We start from the raw sequence: 20,666 nt of genomic DNA, 5'->3' as shown, positions 1-20,666 counted from the left end.
TTATTTTTTTTCAGAAACTAAGCTCCTGGCTCATTTCCCCAATTAGACAATTCTTCTTCGCTCCACAATTTAGGAAAAAAGATGCGTCTTTGGTATTTTGGATGCATATATTTTTGCCAGTCGCTTCCACCTGTTGCTTCTCCGTTTCCTTTTCCGCTTTCCAGAATATATTTAATGGCTGTATTTAAATGCTGCATTACCCAGGTAATATTTACAGTATGGTCGTAATGACGCATTGCTTTGATCAATTCAGAATTTTGCTGATCTTCAACCGGCAACTGAGTAAATTTTTTCCAGATATTTTTAGTTTTGAAGTCTGCTATCTGACGCAGAAATTGTCCTTTATATTTCTTCTCAAATTCCTGCAGCAAATATGATTTTTCACCAGTATGATAATCTTTGCCTGCGGCCTGCCAATACAAATGTTCGAAAGAAGTTTCTAAATCGGTGTTTTCATCAAAATTAGCTTTATATCTTCTATCAGTTAAATTGATAACATCTGTTGAAGCAAATTCGATCATTCTGTACTGAGCACTCTGGAAACCACTTGCCGGAGTCAAAGTGTTTCTAAATTTCATATACTGATCTACCTCCATCCCGTTTTCCATAATACTGAATGAATTCGTCAACATATCAAAATAGCGGGTAATTCTGGAAAGTCTTTCTCTAAAAAAATCAACCTGTATATTTTCTGTATCTGCAATCTGATCAATTTCCCAAAGGATCATTTTAAAAATCAATTCATTGACCTGATGGTACATAATAAAAACCATTTCGTCAGGCAGGGTTGTTCTTTGTATTTGAAGATTTAAAAGAGCATCAGTCTGAATATAATCCCAGTAAGTGATTGGTTTTGACCAAAGCAAGCCTTCAAGCTGAACATCTGTTTTTTGATTTATAGCTTGAAATTTAAGATCAATTTCTTTTAGGATTGATTCAGAATTATCTGTGGTATTCATTATTTTTTTACTTTAAATGGATATTTTAATCCTTTATATTCGTCAATATCAGCCTTAAGTGAGCCTACTGCAAGATCCGCTTTTATCCTAACAGGAACTTTATTATTATCATCTGTTATCCAAAGCGTTACGCTTTCTTTTTCTTTAAAAACGCGGCCTGTCTGTACCAAAGGCTTAAAAACCATTGTTGCAACGGTGCCAAATTTAGTTGTAATATCCTGACGACCTATATATTTTAACTTAAATTTTGTGATCTCATCATCAAAAAACATATCGATTGTAATAGATTCGCCCGATTTTAATTTATCGATATTAGGGTGATTTCTTAAATAATAAAAAGACGAAATAATATCCTGTACCTCCTCTGTAACCACAATTGTTTTTTCGGTTTTACGCTTATAATCTTTTACTAAAACCCGATTTTGGGACTGGTTAAAAAAGCCTTCCTGATTTTTAGTATAACCTCCTTCATTAATTTTTCGAACATATCGATAAGGCTGATTTGTTTCTTTGTCAAAATAGCTTTCGTATAAATCTTCCACTTTAAAGAAAAATTTTGACATTCCGGTTGTATATCCTTTTCCCACGGCATGAAAGACTTTTTTGTTATTTACAACAGCATCTTTAACCTCAAGAGTAGCATAGCCTGCATTTACAATTCCGTAATGAATCCTGAATCTGAAATATTCTCCCACATCAAAGGAATCTTCTTTAAAGGTATCAAAACTTAGTGTGGTGAGAATTAATATGAATAGAACTAGTTTTTTCATAGTAAGATATTTGATCGTTTACTGCCACAAACGCAAATTTTATTCCAAATATACCAAAACAAAAAAACTCAGTCAACGAATGACTGAGTTTTTATGCTATTAACTAACCAAAAAACTATAAATTATGAAAATTTATATCAATTCGGAAGGAAACCACCCCTTCTCGATTTGCGAGTGCAAAGATAGACACAAAGTTTAAATAATAAATAGCAAAAAGTGAGTTTAACAAAACATTTGCATATAAATCATCAATTTATAGCGTGTTTTTTTACATAATGTAAAAAAAATGCGTTTTCACAAAGTTCCTCTTAATTCCTGCTCTCTTTCAATAGATTCAAAAAGGGCTTTAAAGTTACCTGCACCAAAGCCTTTTGCTCCCATTCTTTGTATAATTTCGAAAAAAAGTGTCGGTCTGTCCTGCACTGGCTTAGTAAATATCTGTAACAAATACCCATCTTCGTCAGCATCGACCATGATGGCTAACTCTTCGATTTGGTTTAAATCTTCTTTCATCATCTCCATGTGCACACCTAATCTTTCCGGAATTGCCTGATAATAAGTATGGGGTGGCGCAGATAAAAACTCAACACCTCTGGCTCTTAGTTGGGATACTGTTTTAATTATATCGTCTGTTGCAATGGCAATATGCTGGATACCTGGTCCTCCATAAAAATCTAAATATTCTTCGATTTGAGATTTTTTCTTTCCTTCAGCAGGTTCGTTAATTGGGAATTTTATTCTTCCATTTCCGTTAGACATTACTTTACTCATCAATGCTGAATATTCTGTGGTGATTTGTTTATCATCAAAAGACAGGAAATTCACGAATCCCATAACGTCTTCGTAGAATTTCACCCAGGTATTCATTTCGTTCCAGCCTACATTTCCAACCATGTGATCAATATATTTCAAACCTGTTGGTTCTGGATTATAATCGGATTTCCATTCTTTATAACCTGGCAAGAAAACGCCATTATAATTTTTTCTCTCAACGAAAATATGAACCGTTTCGCCATAAGTATAAATTCCGGAGCGAACCACCTGACCAAATTCATCTTCCTCAACCGTTGGCTCCATAAAAGAGCGGGCGCCTCTTTTCATGGTTTCCTCATACGATTTTGTAGCATCTTCAACCCAAAGCGCCGCCACCTTTACGCCATCTCCGTGTTTTTTCAAATGTTCGTTTATTGGAGAATCTACCGTAAGAGGTGTTGTCAAAACAATTCTGATTTTGTCCTGCTTTAAAACATAAGATGCTCTGTCTTTTACTCCGGTTTCTAATCCGGCGTAAGCCAATGACTGATATCCAAAAGCTGTTTTGTAATAATGCGCAGATTGTTTTGCATTTCCTACATAAAATTCGACATAATCTGTCCCTAATAATGGAAGGAAATCTTGTGCTCCTTCAAATATTTTCTCTAATCCGTATTCTACTGATTTTATTTCTTTACTCATAATTAGATAATTTGTCAATTAGATAATTAGATAATTTTGAAATGAGCGAATGTGATAATTTTCTAATTGACACATTGACTAATTATCTAATTTTTAAATTTTGATGTTGCTATTATTTTATTTAAAATTTTTAATATTTCTGATAACTGATTTATAATTTCTTTACAATTTGGATACTCTTTATGAGCATCACATAAAACAACCAATATTCTGTTTCGTCTGCTTCTTTGATTGCAATTTTTAATTTATGGATAAAATCTGCTTTACTTTAGGCATTTTGTGATTCTTTTGAATTGGCTCCAATTGATGTTCCGCTTTTTAATAATTGATTAGCAATAACAAACTTTTTTTGTTCTTGAAGTTCAGTCGTATAATTAATTATGTCTAACGCGAAATTCAAAGTTTTAATTAAAAGAACGTTGTCTTTGTATTTTTCGTTAAAGGTCATTTTTGTTGATTAGATAATTTGTAAATGTGTCAATGAGATAATTTATTTTGTAAGTTTAAAATTACAATAATTATTTAAAATATTTCATTTATACGTTTTTAAGAACATTATCTAATTTTCTAATTGCCACATTTACTAATTAAGACTCAGTCCAGGATTTGTAGTACAGCCCATCATCCAATCCCATAGCTTCTTGAGTAACCATAAGCGGTCTGAAAGTATCAACCATAACGGCCAATTCCTGAGTTTCTTTATGACCAATACTGCGTTCCATTGCTCCAGGTGCAGGTCCGTGTGGAATTCCTTTTGGGTGTAAAGTAATATGACCCTGCTCGATATTATTACGGCTCATAAAATCTCCGTCTACATAATAAAGTACTTCGTCTGAATCTATATTGCTGTGATTGTATGGCGCCGGAATGGCTTTTGGGTGATAATCGTAAAGTCTTGGGCAGAAAGAACAAACAACAAAAGCTGCTGTTTCAAAAGTCTGATGTACCGGTGGCGGTTGATGGACACGTCCGGTTATAGGTTCAAAATTATGGATCGAAAATCCGTATGGAAAATTATATCCGTCCCAGCCCACAACATCAAAAGGATGCGTAGCATAAACTACCTCGTGAATCATGCCTTCTTTTTTGATTTTAATTAAAAAATCACCTTTTTCGTCGTGTGTTTCCAATTCGTTTGGCAAAATAAAATCGCGCTCGCAAAATGGCGAATGTTCTAAATGCTGGCCGGATTGATTTTTATAACGTTTTGGAGTATAAAAAGGAGAATAGGATTCTACGTAAAATAATCGGTTTTCTTCTGTTTCGAAGTCGATCTGATAAATAATGCCTCGGGGAATAATTAAATAATCGCCATACACAAACGGAATATTCCCTAACATGGTTCTTAATTTACCTTTTCCTTTATGAATGAAAAGCATTTCATCAGCATCTGCATTTTTGTAGAAATAATTTCGAAGTGATTGTTTGGGTGCAGCTAATCCAATAATACAGTCTTTGTTGACTAACATTGCTTTTCGACTATCTAAAAAGTCGTTTTCAGACTTTAATTCGAAACCTTTAAAAAGCAAAGATTTTATATTTTTTCCGATTGCAATTTTTGGTTCAACCGAATAGGAATTTAAAATTTCTTTAACCTGTGTTGGTCTGTGTACGTGATATGACAATGACGAATGTCCGTGAAAACCTTCGGTTCCAAACAATTGTTCGTAGTAAAAACCTCCGTTTGGTTTTTCAAATTGGGTGTGTCGTTTTTGCGGAAAGTCTCCGAGTTTATGATATAATGGCATGGCTTTTCAATTAGATAATTTATAAATTAGATAATTCGAAAATTAGAATTGTGTGAACAGATAATCTGATCATTTTTTGAATGATCCAAATTATCTCAATTCGGCCGTTTTACTCAGGATTTCTCTTGATAAGGAATTGAAGATACTCTAATAAACCTGTCCATTTTGTTTTCATTACAACAAATATCGTAATTTTTATTGATTTAAATCACAAATTAAAACGAAAATCCAATATTAAACCAAGTATAGCCTTTTGGGTTTTCCGGTGACCATGAATACTTTATTTCTATAGGCCCAATAATGGTTTCTAAACCGTAACCCACTGCATAACCGGAATATTTAGGCATATCAATCCAGTCTACTGTACTAAAAAGATTGTCACCCAGATTGGCATAATTGGCAGAAAAATTAAGATGATTCTTTCTGAATATTTCATAATCAAAAGTTATCCCTGCTTTTATATAGCTATTACCGGAAATACTCAGGAAATCATATCCATAAAAATAATTAAAGTTATTTACCTTGCTGTAACCATATCCTCCCAATATATAATCAAAAAACGGAACGCTGTCATCCCCAAATGTAAAGCCTGCATCTGACTGGAATTTTATTGTAGCTCTGTTAAAAATGGTTCTTGCAATTCCGATTTCGGCTTTTGCAGTAGAAAAAGGATTAAACTGATGTGTATAATTGGATGAAGCTAAATAAGTTTGAACATCACCCGAGAAATACCAGCCTGATCTGGGAAAGCTTTTGTTATCAAAAGAGTCGTATTTTAAATATCCAAAAACACTAAAATAATTACTTTCATCAATTGTTGAATTGGTATCTAATGTAGGCGATTTTATTTTTAGAAACTTATATTCCAATCCCCCACCCATAAGGAATTTTTGCACAAAAATAGTTTGAAAATAAGCCTGATTAGAGATATCTATAAAATCTACATTAATTAGATTGTTACTTAAATTTCCTACAGTTTGATTGCTGATACTCTCTGTTACATTTCGATTAAACTGATTAAGTCGGGAGTTAAAGCCAAAACTGATATTAAAACCATTTTCGACATAATAATTAAAATCGTACCTAAAATTATCGCCCAGAATAATGTCTAGTGAAGTATTATCATTTTTTAAAAATGTCTTCCTATGAGTCAGATTTACTAAAACAGCACTTTTGTAAAGTCCGTCATAGTGCAGTCCCAGCTTTAGATAGGTATGCGTAGGATTTTCTTTCAGGACAAGATTTAAATCATCTTTATTTCCGTTTGGCTCAAGCGAATAGGAAATTGCGCTAAAATTGTGTGTTGCATCTATATTATTTATTCCTACACGAAGATCTTCATACGTTATCGTACTGGATGGTTTAAAACGGAGCTTACTTGTTATATATTCTTTCGTATAATCCGTTAGCTTTGTATTGTTTATTTTTTTTATTTCAAGAGTATCCGAAGCTATTTTTAATTTGGGTTTTTTATAAAAATGTTGTTCGTCTGCCAAAGTTTTAATTTTTTCATAAACCTCAAATGTGGCATCTTCTCCTCTTCTGATTATTTCCCCGCCACGATCAAATGAAATAACCCCGAAATCACGAATATCCGGTTTAATATAAATATCAGTATCAGCCCTTTTTCCTTTCATTTTTTCAATCGACTGGAGATTTGTAATCTGAACCAGAATACGGGTAGCATTTTTAAGGCCTTTACGGTTCAGTAAATCATCCTGCACATCGACTCCGATTATGATATCTGCTCCTAAATCACGAACTTCCTGAATCGGGTAATTATTGACAACACCTCCGTCAACCAGCAATTTCCCATCTACTTCAACGGGTGAAAATAATGACGGAAAAGCGGCACTTGCAACCATAGCCTGAGCCAGATTACCTTTATTCAGCAATACTTCCTGACCTGTTTCTATATCAGTTCCAATACATAAAAAGGGAATTGGCAATTGATTAAAATCACGAACATGCCGCACATTTCTGGTGAGGCTGCTCAACAAGTTATAATTATACATGCCTTTTGAAAGTGCTTCCGGAATTCCAACTCTTAAATTACTAAAAGGCAATACAATCGCATACAATTCGTCATTTCGTTTACCATAGAAATTTTTGGAAGATCTTGGGATATAGTCATTAATTAATTCGTCAAAATTAGTTTTTTTGAAAATGGAGTCAATTTGTGCTGCATTATATCCTGTAGCATAAAGCCCCCCGATGATGGCCCCCATGCTGGTTCCGCCAATATAATCAACTTTGATTCCTGCCTCTTCTAAAACTTTTAGGACTCCAATGTGCGCAAATCCTTTTGCTCCACCGCCACTTAAAACCAAACCGATTTTTGGTCTTTTTATACTATCTGATTTTTTTTCCTGTGAAAAAGAATTTTCCTGACTGAAAAATAAAAGTATAAAAAGAGCTGTCTGTACGCCCCAGATGGGAATGGAAAACTGCGAGAGTCGAAAAGCTATTTTTTCCTGTAAAAAAAGAGCGACCATAAAAGCTCCTTTTTTTGCATTGGAAAAAAAGATTTTTGACCGAGTATTTGAAATGTACAGCTGGATTAGGCGCATAAAAAAGGAACTAATTGATTTTGTAAAAGTCGACAATTTTTTTGGCTTTTGATACACCCACAACATCAGATATTTCTTTTTCAGTAGCCAACTTTAATCTTTTAACACTTTTGAAATGTTGAATTAACGTAAGCATCGTTTTTTCGCCAATGCCCGGAATACTCTCTACTGACGAATTAAGAGCCGCTTTGCTACGCTTGTCACGATGAAAAGTGATTCCGAACCGGTGTGCTTCGTTTCGTAATTGCTGGATTACTTTTAATGTTTCGGATTTTTTATCTAAATATAACGGAATCGAATCACCGGGATAAAACAGTTCTTCTAGTCGTTTCGCAATTCCGATAATAGCAATTTTACCGCGCAATCCAAGTTCGTCTATACTTTTAAGTGCAGCTGATAACTGTCCTTTTCCACCGTCTATGATAATCAGTTGTGGAAGCGGTTCGTTTTCGTCTAACAATCTTTTGTAGCGGCGATATACAATCTCGGTCATTGAAGCAAAATCATCAGGTCCTACGACGGTTTTTACATTAAAATGTCGATAATCTTTCTTACTTGGCTTTCCATCTTTAAAAACAACGCAGGCTGCAACGGGATTGGTTCCTTGAATATTTGAGTTATCAAAACATTCTATATGTCTGGGTTCAGCCTGCAAACGCAGATCTTTTTGCATTTGCGCCATGATACGGTTAACGTGTCTGTCCGGATCAACAATTTGCAATTGCTTCAATTGTTCAATTCGATAAAACTTGGCATTTCGGACTGACAAATCGAGAATTTGTTTTTTGTCGCCTAATTGCGGAACGGTAACTTTTATATTTTCGCCTAAATCTACATCAAACGGAACAATTACTTCTTTTGATAATAACTGAAAACGCTCCCTAAGTTCGATTATCGCCAGTTCCAGTAATTCTTCATCAGTTTCGTCCAGTTTTTTCTTGATTTCCATAGTATGCGAACGAATAATCGACCCATGAGAAATTTGTAAAAAGTTCACATAAGCCGCACTTTCGTCAGATACAATTGAAAAAACATCGATGTTGGTAATTTTCGGATTTACAATAGTTGATCTCGATTGATAGTTTTCCAGAATTTCTATTTTTTCCTTAATTTTCTGTGCTTCCTCAAAACGCAAATCCTGCGCATATTGGTTCATTAAACGCTTAAAATCCTTCATGCTTTCCTTGAAATTTCCTTTTAAAATTTCTCTGATTGCATCAACTTGTCTCTGATAATCTTCTAATGATTCTATTCCTTCACAAGGCCCTTTGCAATTTCCAATATGATATTCCAGACATACTTTAAATTTACCGGAATTGATATTTGATTCGCTCAAATCGTAATTACAAGTCCTTAACGGATAAAGTTCTTTGATTAAATCCAGAATGGTGTAGACCATTTTGAAATTCGTGTACGGACCAAAATATTCAGATCCATCTTTTATCATTCTTCGGGTTAAAAATATTCTGGAAAAAGGTTCTCTTTTAATACAAATCCAAGGGTAGCTTTTATCATCACGAAGCAGTACATTATAACGGGGCTGTAACGTTTTGATCAGGTTATTTTCTAATAAAAGTGCATCTGTTTCGGTAGGAACAACGATATGTTTGATAGTTACAATTTTCCTGACCAGTACATTTGTTTTCTTCGTGTCGTGAATTTTATTAAAATAAGAAGAAACCCTTTTCTTTAAGTTTTTTGCTTTTCCAACATACAATATCTTTCCCTCTTTATCATAATATTGATACACTCCAGGGTTGTCCGGAAGGGTTTGAATTTGAAGTTCTAAAGACGGTATTTGCATTATATTTATTTCTGAAGATGTAAAAAGTGTTGTCAAAAATCATTCAGATTCACATCGGAAAGCTTAACAATGAAATCTTTTCAAATTTACGAAATCAAAAGAATAATTTCTATATTTAGATTTTATAATTCGACATGAAAAACAATGCCCCAATGGTTCTTTTTGGCGAATCGATTTTGCCCGGAGAAAACAAAACGATAAATGTAGAAATCGCCAGATTACATACTACAACCAAACTTAATATTCCGATTATAGTTCGGCGTTCTAAAATCGACGGACCCGTAGTTTTATTTTCTGCCGGAATTCATGGCGATGAAATAAATGGGGTCGAAATTGTCCGCCAAATCATCAGTAAAAAAATCAATCGCCCAACGCGGGGAACTATTATCTGTATTCCGATTATAAATATTTACGGATTTGTAAATAAATCACGGGAATTCCCTGATGGTCGAGATTTAAACCGTGTTTTTCCCGGAAGCAAAAAAGGCTCTCTTGCCAGCCGGTTTGCTTTTCATATCACCAATCAGGTGTTGCCGCTTATTGATTATGCTGTAGATTTTCATGCAGGAGGGGCAAGTCGATTCAACGCACCTCAGATTAGAATTACAGAAAACAATCCCGAATTGAAGCTTTTGGCGGATGTTTTTGATGCTCCGTTTACATTGTATTCTAAAAACATTAATGGTTCTTTTAGAAATACTTCTGAAAAAGCCAATGTCAAAATGCTACTTTTTGAAGGCGGAAAATCATTGGACATCAATGATCCAATTGCTAATGAAGGTATTAAAGGAGTCAAACGTTTGCTTCATTATCTCAATATGCTCGACCCAAAAAACATAGTTGAAAAAGCCGATTTCCCATCTATCTATATTAAAAATTCTGTTTGGTTACGGGCAAAACAGTCCGGATTATTACACGATTATAATATGATCAGTAAATTTGTTACTAAAGGAACTATTTTAGCCATTATTACTGATCCGTTTGGTAAATTCGAACAAAAAGTAAAAGCACCTCATGACGGTTTTGTTATTAACGCCAATCATTCACCAATTGTTTATGAAGGTGATGCGATTTACCATATCTCTAAAAATGTAGATGAAAATGCCGACGACTAAAAAAGAACTGCGATTACATTATAAAAACCTCCGAAAAGAACTTACTGAGGAAAATATTGAAGAAAAAAGCCTTGAAATAAGCAATCAATTAATCTCCTTACCAATTTGGTACAAAACGTATTACCATGTTTTTCTTCCTATTGAAGAACAGAAAGAAGTCAATACTGAGTATATTTTGCATCTGCTCTCCGGAAAAGATAAAGAAATAGTAATTTCAAAAAGTGATTTTGACACCCGAATCATGTCGCACTTTTTACTTACTGATAATACCAAAATCAAAAAAAATCAATACAATATTCCGGAACCTGTAAATGGTTTGTCTGTTCCTTCTCAAACTATTGAAGTAGTTTTTGTACCGCTTTTGGCTTTCGATATTTTTGGAAACCGTATTGGCTACGGAAAGGGATTTTATGATAAATTTTTAGCCGAATGTAACCCTGAAACCATCAAAATCGGCCTTTCCTTTTTTGAAGCTGTAAGCCAGATTGATGATGTATTTGAATCGGATATAAAACTGGATTATTGTGTGACGCCTGAAAAGATTTATAGGTTTTGAAATCCGAGAGAAACCAGCAAATAACGGTTATTTATAGAAAAAAATGTATAACACAGAACCAAGCAAATATTCAACTGATTTTTATAAGTTTTTAAAAAACAAAGATGACAACAGGTTAAGTGTAAAAAAATTATTCTACTATATTTTTGCTATCATTATAGTTGTAACAATTGGACAAATCATTGCCAAAAATTCTGACCCTTATAAATCAGATAATATAGAAAATGAAAAATTTATTAAGGCAAAAATTAAACCACAAATAATTTTTGATACGATTATACTTCCGATGAAACAAACTCGTTTTAATACTTATTTTGCTATTCAATTGATTGATGGTTCAGTATATCGTTTAAATCTAATAAATAGTAAAAACAAAAATAAGATAGTAAAAAATGCAATTATTGAAAAAAAAGCTAATGATAAGACATTTGAAATAATCAATAATAACATTCGGTATAAATTCGAAATAAATGAACTAGATAATTTTGGAACAAGAATATTCCTTTTTTTGGCTTCAATATTTGTCTCTCTTATTGGAATACCACTCTGGTTCAAACAGAATGAACTAGAAAAAGAATACGAAAAAAACAACCGTTACCGCTAACAGCAGTTTTTAATCTATTTCACCATAATTCCTTCAACAAACAAAATCGGCACTTCTTCGGTATTGTTTTCGTTGATTAAGTTCGATTTGAAAATGAATTTCTTATCGTATAAAGTGTTCCCAATAAAGAAAGTCACCATAAATTCATTGTTCAAAACCAAAAGACTTTTTTCAACCATTTCGATTTTAACTACAGAAACCGCAGGAACCTCAACAAAGGCATGACGTAAAATAGACGTTTTTTTCATTTCTCCTTCAATTGTTCCAAAAGCTTTTGAAACCACCATCACGCTGTCTAAATTAAAGTCGCTGTCGTTTACCAGATAAGCGTACCAAACTTTTTCCATAAAATCGTCGCTCCATTCCTGAACGGCGGCTAAGAATACGTTTTCTACTTCGGGGATTGTAATATCTTTTTTCATATTAGTCAAAAGTTATAAAGTCAAAAGTCGAAAGTCCCAAACTTTGAGACTTTCGACTTTTGACTTTCGACTTAATTATATATTTGCTTTGAATTGCTCTAAGAAACGAACATCATTTTCGTAAAACATACGGATATCTCCAATTTGGTACAGCAGCATCGCAATACGCTCTACTCCCATTCCGAAAGCAAAACCATTGAATTCGTCAGGATTGATATCGCAATTTTTAAGAACGTTTGGATCTACCATTCCACAGCCACCAATTTCCAGCCAGCCGGTTCCTTTTGTGATACGGTAATCCGTTTCGGTTTTTAAGCCCCAGTAAATATCAATTTCGGCACTTGGTTCTGTAAATGGAAAGTATGACGGACGCAAACGAATCTTAGATTTACCGAACATTTCTTTTGTAAAATAAAGCAAAGTCTGCTTTAAATCGGCAAAAGAAACATCTTTGTCAATGTACAAACCTTCTACCTGATGGAAAATACAATGCGAACGTGACGAAATCGCTTCGTTACGAAACACACGTCCCGGAGAAATGGTACGAATGGGCGGTTTATGATTTTCCATGTAACGCACCTGAACAGATGATGTATGCGTACGCAACAGCACATCAGGATTGGTCTGAATGAAAAAAGTATCCTGCATATCACGTGCCGGATGGTATTCAGGTAAGTTCAGTGCAGTAAAATTATGCCAGTCGTCTTCGATTTCCGGACCTTCAGAAACGTTGAAACCAATGTTGGCAAAAATATCTATAATTTGATTTTTAACAATCGAAATAGGATGACGTGAACCAATGATTACAGGCTCAGGCGAACGGGTTAGATCGCCAAAAAAACCTTTTACCTCTTCTTTGCTTTCCAGTTCTTCCTGAATCGCTTTTACTCTTTCTTCAGCAACCGATTTTAAGGTATTCATCACTTGACCAAAATCTTTTTTCTGGTCATTCGGAATATTTCTGAACTCATTAAAAAGCTCTCGTACCAAACCTTTACTTCCTAAATATTTAACACGGAACTTCTCTAAAGATTCTTTATTTTTATCATTAAAGGCTTTAGCTTCCTCGATATGTTCTTTTATCTTGTCTATCATTTCCATTCTACAATTGAGGGTACAAATTTAAGGAAAAAAGTCAGATATTAGGTGTGAGAAGTCAGAAGTATTTCTAAAGCTTAAGAATATCTTCAATCTTAATGCAAAATTGCTCTTTTCTCACTATTTTATCACACTAATTTTCCCTTCTATTTCCTTAATTCGTTTTATCCAGTAATCTATTCCCTCTTGATTTTTAACTGACTCTTTGTTATAATTAGACGAAACTTTACTTAATTCAATCCAGTTTTTAGTCGAGTCCCGATCTTTTTCACTTTTAGTTGATGGTTCTACTCTTGTACGCCAAAAATCGATATTTTTAAAATAAGTTTGTTTTAACTCTTCAAAATACTCTATTAGTTTTTCTTTTGAATTTGGAATATATCCCGGTCCACTGCATCCACAGGAATGAAATGTAATTCCTACTGAATAAAGACTTTCCAAATGTTTCCATTTTTTTAAATCGTCCTTTTTTGGTGATTCAAAATCAAGTCCCATATCTGCCATTAATCCTCTACAGTCCGGGCATTTGGCTTCAAAAACAAAGCTTTCTCCATTTTTTACATCCTTTCTGAATCTTCTTTTGAATGTTTTCCGACAGTTAAAGCAGACATAATGAGGCTTATACTGGGTTATTCCATATCTACACATTCTCAGGTCTTTTATTTGATCCAAAATTGCAATTTGAAATCAATTTTTACTCAATCAATTCTCTTTCCAAAAAATAATTTACAATCGCTTCTTTCATCAAAACGGATTGTTCACCTGCTTTTAATGGCGGCAGTTCTTCTTTTACTTTGTAATGTGGCCAGCCTTCGTCATCAAAATATTCGAATTCATAAAACCCATAAGGTTCTAATAATCGACAAATGGCGATGTGCATCAGGTTCAGTTTTTCATCTTTTTTGAATTCGCGGTGTACTTTTCCCAGCTCCTGAACTCCAATAAGGTAAATTATGGCGTCCAAATCTAAGTCTTCTCCCTGCGAAAACTGATTGGATAATATATTAACGAGCTTTTCCCAGCGCTCTTTTAGTTGTGTATCTCTGGACATTATGATTTGTGATTTGTGATTTTAGACTGCATATTTCAGATTGTTTCAAATCTGATTCTGTTTTAAACTCTAAAATTATTGCTGCAAAGATACGGAGTTGAAATTTGAGAACACATCCCTGATAAATTCTTTTATATTTGCGTCTCATTAAAATAACGTTAATTATGAGTTTTTTCGATATGCTTTTAGGGGCACTTTTGGCCTTCAGTTTATACAAGGGCATCAAAAATGGTCTTTTTGTAGAAGTTGCTTCTTTTATTTCTTTACTGTTAGGAATTTATATAGCCATTAAATTCTCTTCTTTTCTAAAAAACATTATTGTAAAATATGTTTCATGGAATCCGAACACGGTTCAGGTTACAGCTTTTATCCTGACTTTTATTTTAGTGGTAATAGGCGTTTATTTCTTAGCCAAAATTTTAACCGGAATAGCTGATTTTGCTTATTTGGGATGGATTAACAAATTGGGTGGAGGCTTTTTCAGAGTTTTGAAAACCGTTTTGATCGTAAGTATTTTTATTTCACTGTTTGAAAAAATAAACTTCAACCAGACTTTTGCCAAAAAACAAACTTTAGACCATTATATTTTTTATAATCCGATTAAAAAAATAGCGGCTTTTGTATATCCTTCGATTGAAAAAGGATATGAAAAATTGAAAAAAGCGAATGCTGAAAAGTCTGCAGAAAAAGAATAGTGCTATAAATACCATTATCATCCTGAACGGAGTCAAGGCTTTTTAAATATTAATGGGCTTCGACTCCGCTCAGCCTGACACATCATTAATCCTTACTTTTATTAACCCTGATTAGGCGCCTGAGGAAATAAATTTTTCAGAATAATCAACATCATTCCAATGACATTCACTGATGAAGTAGTCAGTAAAGTTATCAGTACATTTTCTGAAAGATTCAGTTCCAACAGATTGTGGTTAAAATACAAAATGGAGATAACAGCTGCAAGCCACAGAAAAATAATGAACGAAAAAATATAAGTAAGATATCTTCTTAGCATTGTATCTTCTAAAAACCTTCCCACTTTTGCATTTCCCAGTCTATCTTCCAGAATTTGGTTTTGAATGCGGGCATTATCAATATCAACAGGTCTGACTGCAGCAGTATTTTCAATAGAAATATTGCTTAAATTGAGTAAAGACATCTTAAGTAGAAATTGGTTTTAAATTATTGTAATGCTCAAAAATATCATCATCAGAAATAACCGCATTAGAATCCTTACGATATACTTTTTGCCATGGTGTCCCTTCAATATGGGTCAGAGCACTCAAATATATTCCATCAAATCTTCCATAAACGTCCCAGATTTTATCTAAAAACTTTTCATCTTCACTTCTGATTTTTTCGTTTTTAGTAGCATTCGGAATTTTTTCAGTAATTTTTTCTTTCTTATACTGTTTGATACTATAATACAATGAAGGGAAAACCGGCCCAAAATCCCAGGCAATCGGGTTTTCATCAATTAGCCTTTCTTTTTTATCTGTCAGGGCCAAATACCAGCCATAGGCAATATAAGTAAGCTTGATTATTTTCATAGGAGTAAGATTCCCTGTTTTGGAATATTTATCTATGAAATAATTAGCGACTGTTGTTGGGTTATAAGACATAATTATAGAATATTATTTATCAAAGTTAGCTAAAATTAGATTGCTTTACAATTATGGGTTGTATTGTTTTGCTAATCAGAATAGTTATTAAAAAAAATAGAGGCAGTTAATTAGCTACCTCTATTATTCTTACCAGTTTATCTCTAATTTCTGTCCTTTTTTTAATGTGATATTTTGTTTTTTATCTCCACTGATTAAAGTTGTTTTTCCTCCATTTTTAGAAGAAACTGAAATTTTACTTACTGTTTTATTACTCCATTCTATTTCAATTTCGAATCCTCCCCGCGCGCAAAGCCCTTTTACAGAACCGGTTTCCCAGACATCTGGAAGAGCAGGAAGTAATCGGATTTCGTTTTCATCAGACTGAACCAGCATTTCGGCTACTGCTGCGGCACCTCCAAAATTCCCATCAATCTGAAATGGCGGATGGGCATCAAACAAATTAGGATATGTTCCTCCACCTCTCCTCGGATTTTCTGTTTTCTTCCCATCAGGATCAACGTAACGAAGTAATTCACGATACATTTTATAAGCTCTGTTTCCGTCAAGAAGCCTGGCCCATAGATTAATACGCCATCCTTTTGACCAACCTGTGGTTTCATCACCTTTTATTTCTAAAGTTGTTCTGGCAGCATTGGCTAACTCAGGTGTTGTTAAAGGCGAAATATGATTCCCCGGAAACAATCCAAATAAATGAGATTGATGACGGTGTTTCGGTTCCTGATCTTTCCAGTCAAAATACCATTCTTGTAAATTTCCGGCTTTACCAATTTGGTAAGGATATAATTTTGAAAGTGCCTTTTCAAGTTTTATTCTAAATTCTGCATCTGTTTTTAAAACTTTAGAAGCTTCAATTGCATTAGAGAAACACTGTCTAATCATGGCTAAATCAGCAGCACCGCCATACAAAGTAGCACCCACATAACCGCTCGGGGTAATGTACAGGTTTTCGGGAGAAGTAGACGGAGAAGTAACTAAATAACCATTTTTATCTTCAACTAACCATTCTAAACAAAATTGTGCTGCTCCACGCATTAAATCATAACCTTGATTTTTAAGATAATTTAAATCCTGAGAAAACATATAATGTTCCCAAATATGTGTACTCAACCAGGCACCTCCCATATTCCAGCAAGCCCAGTTAGGATCTCCGCCACCAAAATTTCCAACAGGATTACTCATCGCCCAGATATCAGAATTATGAGCCACCGCCCAGCCATCCACTCCATAAAATGTTTTTGCTGTTATTTTACCGGTTTCAGAAATGTTTTTTATAAAACTCAAAAGAGGATGGTGTAGCTCAGAAAGATTTGTGTTTTCAGCTAGCCAGTAATTCTCTTCAACATTGATATTTGTGGTATAATTACTACTCCAGGGCGGACGCATATAAGGATTCCATATACCTTGTAAATTAGCAGGGACGCCTAATGTCCTAGAACTACTTATTAGTAAATATCGTCCGTATTGAAAATACAGAGTCTCTAAATTTTTATCTTCTTCACCATCTGAATAACGCAATAAACGCTCGTCAGTGGGCAAATTAGGGGCAGTGGTCTTTCCTAAGTCTAAACGCACACGTTTAAATAATTTTTGGTAATCTGAAATATGAGCTTCTTTTAATGACTTATACGATTTAGAAATAGCTTTCGACATATTTTCTGCTGCAATTGCCTTATTATCTAAACCTTCTGTACTAGGGTTTTTATCAAAACCATTAAAACTTGTAGCTATAGAAACAAAAATCAAAGCTTCAGTTGCATTTTTTACTCCAATTTTATTCTCGTCAGTAATAATTGCACCACCAGTATTTTTAATTTGAACTAAGCTTGTAAAACGAGTCCCTCTATTTTCATCAAATAGAATGGGATTATCACTTTTAACATAACTTGGCTCAGCATGATACGGCGCATAACCATTAATTTTTAATTCATTTTCACTAACATCCTTCTTAAATTTCAATAGGCTTTCAAAATCTATCAGAAAATTTAACTTGTTTTTTTTATTAGATGTTATCTTAATAACCATAATTTGATCAGGAGCTGAAACAAAATATTCGCGAGTATATTTTACACCATCAATTTCATAATTCACTTTTGAAATAGCATTTTCTATATCTAACTCTCTATAATAATTAGTAGATTTACTATCCTTTTTAAAATGCGAAATATGCAATGTGCCAAGTGGCGAAAAAGACTGAGAATAAGAGCCTTCTAATTTTTTATTTAATTCATCAGCCAACTTATAGTCTTCATTTTTCAATGCTGTTCTAATAGCCGGTACATTTTTATAGGCCTCGGGATTCATATTAGCATTTACTGGTTCACCTGACCAAAGCGTGACATCGTTCAAATAAATTTTATCTGAATTGGCACCGCCAAAAACGGTAGCCCCCATCTTTCCGTTTCCTAAAACCAGTGTTTCTTCAAAAAATTCGGCTGGCTGATTGTACCATAAAACATGACTGGACTGGGCCGTCATTTTTGCATAGAAAAAAGTAAAAAGTACAATAAAAAAAGCTTTTTTTATGATGTTTAAATTCATGTATTCCGTTTTAAATGTGCCGTTCCGATGGAACCTATTATGATTACCATTTTAACGGATAAAAATCCGTTCCTACAATATTAATCATTCCTGCTGAATTTTATATTTCAACTGATAATTAATTTTCATTGGAAAGTAAAACTGACTGCAGAGTATGATGATTATGAAGGATAAATTGGGGCATATATCCTGACAGGCGCATTTTAATTTATGTGACCAAACCTTCACGTTAACTGTTTATCGTCAGAAACAAGAATAAGCTAAATCCTGCATGGTCTCTTTAGACCTTTTAGTTCTAATTAATTTAGCTAAAACTATAAACCAATTAATTAATAACGTAGTTCAGGTTTTCAGGGAAACGAAACAGGGAGATGCATAATAAAATTGTTCTTTCATCTGAGGTCTTATTTGCTGATTTTATATTTTTCATTTGCCGTAATCATTTCCCAATTGTCGGTTCTAAAGGGCGATGCCGGAAATTTTTCTTTATTGTAAAGATTGATATTCGTATCATCATCCGCCCATCCATAACGAACTGCTAGGGGATTTGAAACCTCAGTACTTGAAACGATAATTTTGTTGTCTTTGATTATTGCTTTCGCAGAATAAAAAACTTTGTCGGCACCGGCGATTTCGAAACCTTTTAATTCGGAATTATTTGGTTTTGATAATCCGCCTCCTATGTTTTCGAAAGTCACAATAATCTGATTCTCTTTTATTTCCTGAGATTTATAAGTAGGACCGCTAAAAACTTGCTTTTTACCGTAAACATTATTCAGTGCAATTGCTGCCAATCGAAGTCCCACATCTTGTTTGTTGGTTGGGTGAATGTCTTTTGCGTTTCCGATATCTGTAGTAACGGCCATTCCGGTATTGGGTACTTTTAAAGTTTCCGATTGTGCTTCGCGAAGTTCTGCCCAACGGCTTCCTTTTTTACTATTCCCTCCAAATTCATCAAAAGTTGACAACTGTACATAGTAAAAAGGAAAATTGCCCTGATTCCATTTTGTTCTCCAGTCCTGAATCATTAACGGAAATGCTTTTTTGTATTGATTTGCTCTCCAGACATTCGCTTCACCCTGATACCATAAAACCCCCTGAATCGCATACGGAACCAGCGGATTTACCATAGCATTGTATAATAATGAAGGGTAACTGTTTGGCGAAACGGATATTTTTACCTGAACAACATTGAATTTCCAGAATCCTTCGAGAGGTAAATTACTGTCCTTAAATTGAATTTTCAAATCGGCAGGATCTCCGTAAATTCCGCCGCCGCCACTGTAATCTGTAATCCTGACTGCGATTACGTTTGTTCCTGCTTTTAAGACATTTGCCGGAATTTTGTAAATTCTTTGCTTGTCCCAAATCTTGTTAGTACCAATCTCGATTCCGTTTACAAAAGTCTGATCTTCATCATCGACTTTTGCCAGATGTAAAACGGCTTCATTTTTGGCTTGTTCAGCAGTTAAAACAATCGTTTTTCGCATCCAGACAATTCCGTCGATATTGCCTATTTGCTGATTTTCCCAAAGTGAAGGGACTTTTATTTCGGGCCAATTTTTATCATCAAAACCGAATTCCTTAAACTGGTTTTCATTTTCCATGGAAACATCAAAACCCTGAACTTTTTTGAGATTTTGCAAAATGGATTTCTTATAGCTTTCGAAAATAGCATCCATATCAACAGTTGGAACTTCGGCAATTATCGATTTGAATTCATCACTATTTTGAAATGCTTCGTGACTTGTCCAGGTTTCTACATTGGTTCCGCCCCATGATGTATTGATAATTCCGATTGGAATTTTTAATTCGGTATATAACTTTTTAGCAAAAAAGAAACCTGCTGCCGTAAAATCGCGAATATTTTCTTTGTTCGAAACTGCCCATTTTCCTGCTTTTAAATCTTCTTTTGGAGTTCCGCTTAAATCCTGATTCACAACAAACTGACGAATCATCGGATAATTAGTCTGATTCTTTTGAGTTTCAAAATCAGGCAATTTATACATCTGGAATTCCATGTTGGATTGTCCGCTGCAAATCCAGACTTCGCCCACCAAAATATCTTTAATAGTAATTTTATTTTTTCCTGTAATGGATAATTCAAAAGGACCTCCGGCTTTTTCTGCAGCTAGTTTAACCATCCATTTTCCGTTTGTATCAGCCTGTATGGTTTTGGTTTGTTTGTTAAAATGAATCGTTACTTTTTCGTTGGCATCTGCCCAGCCCCAAACCGGAATTTCCTTATTGCGCTGCAGCACCATTCCGTCAGAAAACAACAAAGGCATTCTGACATTGGCGCTTGCAAACAAAGAAAAAAACAATATAAAGGTTACTATGTTTTTTTTCATTTT

18 protein-coding genes and 1 pseudogene are annotated in these 20,666 nt (G+C 34.1%); 4 read left to right on the top strand and 15 right to left on the bottom strand.

Annotated elements, in window-relative coordinates:
- Positions 1 to 17 precede the first annotated feature (17 nt).
- The 7 genes and pseudogenes from BXU10_RS18735 to uvrC all read right to left on the bottom strand — a co-directional run bounded on the left by BXU10_RS18735 (position 18) and on the right by uvrC (position 9,306).
- Positions 18 to 959, bottom strand: coding sequence for a tryptophan 2,3-dioxygenase family protein (locus BXU10_RS18735; protein WP_078229064.1), 942 nt, complete (start codon positions 957 to 959; stop codon positions 18 to 20).
- Positions 959 to 1,729, bottom strand: coding sequence for a DUF3108 domain-containing protein (locus BXU10_RS18730; RefSeq protein ID WP_031455070.1), 771 nt, complete (start codon positions 1,727 to 1,729; stop codon positions 959 to 961). The genes BXU10_RS18735 and BXU10_RS18730 overlap by 1 nt, the downstream gene beginning before the upstream one ends.
- A gap of 294 nt (positions 1,730 to 2,023) precedes the next feature.
- Complete coding sequence (gene hppD / locus BXU10_RS18725; RefSeq protein WP_078229063.1) at positions 2,024 to 3,184, bottom strand: 4-hydroxyphenylpyruvate dioxygenase; 1,161 nt, start codon at positions 3,182 to 3,184, stop codon at positions 2,024 to 2,026.
- Between the two features lie 151 nt (positions 3,185 to 3,335).
- A pseudogene (locus BXU10_RS18720) lies at positions 3,336 to 3,632 on the bottom strand (four helix bundle protein).
- Positions 3,633 to 3,771: 139 nt separating this feature from the next.
- Positions 3,772 to 4,932 (bottom strand): homogentisate 1,2-dioxygenase, encoded by a 1,161-nt coding sequence (locus tag BXU10_RS18715; RefSeq protein ID WP_078229062.1) that lies wholly within the window; start codon positions 4,930 to 4,932, stop codon positions 3,772 to 3,774.
- A 215-nt stretch (positions 4,933 to 5,147) separates the two neighbouring features.
- Positions 5,148 to 7,427 (bottom strand): patatin-like phospholipase family protein, encoded by a 2,280-nt coding sequence (locus BXU10_RS18710; protein ID WP_078229261.1) that lies wholly within the window; start codon positions 7,425 to 7,427, stop codon positions 5,148 to 5,150.
- 85 nt (positions 7,428 to 7,512) lie between these two features.
- Positions 7,513 to 9,306 (bottom strand): excinuclease ABC subunit UvrC, encoded by a 1,794-nt coding sequence (uvrC, locus tag BXU10_RS18705; RefSeq protein WP_078229061.1) that lies wholly within the window; start codon positions 9,304 to 9,306, stop codon positions 7,513 to 7,515.
- 134 nt (positions 9,307 to 9,440) lie between these two features.
- Between uvrC and BXU10_RS18700 the strand changes: the two genes are divergently transcribed.
- The 3 genes from BXU10_RS18700 to BXU10_RS18690 are packed head-to-tail and all read left to right on the top strand — an operon-like array spanning position 9,441 to position 11,581.
- On the top strand, positions 9,441 to 10,421 hold the full coding sequence (locus BXU10_RS18700; protein WP_078229060.1) for a succinylglutamate desuccinylase/aspartoacylase family protein: 981 nt from the start codon (positions 9,441 to 9,443) through the stop codon (positions 10,419 to 10,421).
- Positions 10,408 to 10,977 (top strand): 5-formyltetrahydrofolate cyclo-ligase, encoded by a 570-nt coding sequence (locus tag BXU10_RS18695; protein WP_078229260.1) that lies wholly within the window; start codon positions 10,408 to 10,410, stop codon positions 10,975 to 10,977. Before BXU10_RS18700 ends, BXU10_RS18695 begins: the two co-directional genes overlap by 14 nt.
- A gap of 43 nt (positions 10,978 to 11,020) precedes the next feature.
- Positions 11,021 to 11,581: a hypothetical protein gene (locus BXU10_RS18690; protein ID WP_078229059.1), complete on the top strand. Its 561-nt coding sequence runs from the start codon at positions 11,021 to 11,023 to the stop codon at positions 11,579 to 11,581.
- 14 nt (positions 11,582 to 11,595) lie between these two features.
- On the opposite strand, the gene BXU10_RS18685 is transcribed toward BXU10_RS18690, so the two are convergent.
- The 4 genes from BXU10_RS18685 to BXU10_RS18670 all read right to left on the bottom strand — a co-directional run bounded on the left by BXU10_RS18685 (position 11,596) and on the right by BXU10_RS18670 (position 14,152).
- Positions 11,596 to 12,003 (bottom strand): hypothetical protein, encoded by a 408-nt coding sequence (locus BXU10_RS18685; protein ID WP_078229058.1) that lies wholly within the window; start codon positions 12,001 to 12,003, stop codon positions 11,596 to 11,598.
- 75 nt (positions 12,004 to 12,078) lie between these two features.
- Entirely contained in the window at positions 12,079 to 13,098 is a 1,020-nt protein-coding gene (locus BXU10_RS18680; RefSeq protein WP_078229259.1) for a phenylalanine--tRNA ligase subunit alpha, read from the bottom strand.
- Between the two features lie 123 nt (positions 13,099 to 13,221).
- Positions 13,222 to 13,773, bottom strand: a complete 552-nt coding sequence (locus BXU10_RS18675; protein WP_369803420.1) for a hypothetical protein — start codon at positions 13,771 to 13,773, stop codon at positions 13,222 to 13,224.
- A gap of 22 nt (positions 13,774 to 13,795) precedes the next feature.
- Complete coding sequence (locus BXU10_RS18670; protein ID WP_031455058.1) at positions 13,796 to 14,152, bottom strand: hypothetical protein; 357 nt, start codon at positions 14,150 to 14,152, stop codon at positions 13,796 to 13,798.
- A gap of 164 nt (positions 14,153 to 14,316) precedes the next feature.
- On the opposite strand from BXU10_RS18670, the gene BXU10_RS18665 reads away from it, so the two are divergent.
- On the top strand, positions 14,317 to 14,847 hold the full coding sequence (locus BXU10_RS18665; RefSeq protein ID WP_078229056.1) for a CvpA family protein: 531 nt from the start codon (positions 14,317 to 14,319) through the stop codon (positions 14,845 to 14,847).
- A 101-nt stretch (positions 14,848 to 14,948) separates the two neighbouring features.
- On the opposite strand, the gene BXU10_RS18660 is transcribed toward BXU10_RS18665, so the two are convergent.
- The 4 genes from BXU10_RS18660 to BXU10_RS18645 form a co-directional block, all read right to left on the bottom strand.
- Entirely contained in the window at positions 14,949 to 15,308 is a 360-nt protein-coding gene (locus BXU10_RS18660) for a hypothetical protein (RefSeq protein WP_031455056.1), read from the bottom strand.
- A gap of 1 nt (position 15,309) precedes the next feature.
- Complete coding sequence (locus BXU10_RS18655) at positions 15,310 to 15,771, bottom strand: Panacea domain-containing protein (RefSeq protein WP_078229055.1); 462 nt, start codon at positions 15,769 to 15,771, stop codon at positions 15,310 to 15,312.
- Between the two features lie 129 nt (positions 15,772 to 15,900).
- Complete coding sequence (locus tag BXU10_RS18650; RefSeq protein ID WP_078229054.1) at positions 15,901 to 18,312, bottom strand: glycoside hydrolase N-terminal domain-containing protein; 2,412 nt, start codon at positions 18,310 to 18,312, stop codon at positions 15,901 to 15,903.
- Positions 18,313 to 18,716: 404 nt separating this feature from the next.
- Positions 18,717 to 20,663, bottom strand: coding sequence for a sialate O-acetylesterase (locus BXU10_RS18645; protein ID WP_078229053.1), 1,947 nt, complete (start codon positions 20,661 to 20,663; stop codon positions 18,717 to 18,719).
- Between the last annotated feature and the right edge of the window lie 3 nt (positions 20,664 to 20,666).

This window comes from Flavobacterium sp. LM4 (assembly GCF_002017935.1).
Taxonomy (GTDB): domain Bacteria; phylum Bacteroidota; class Bacteroidia; order Flavobacteriales; family Flavobacteriaceae; genus Flavobacterium; species Flavobacterium chungangense.
The sequence above is the reverse complement of the archived record's forward strand: the minus strand, read 5'-3'. Positions and strand labels throughout refer to the sequence as shown.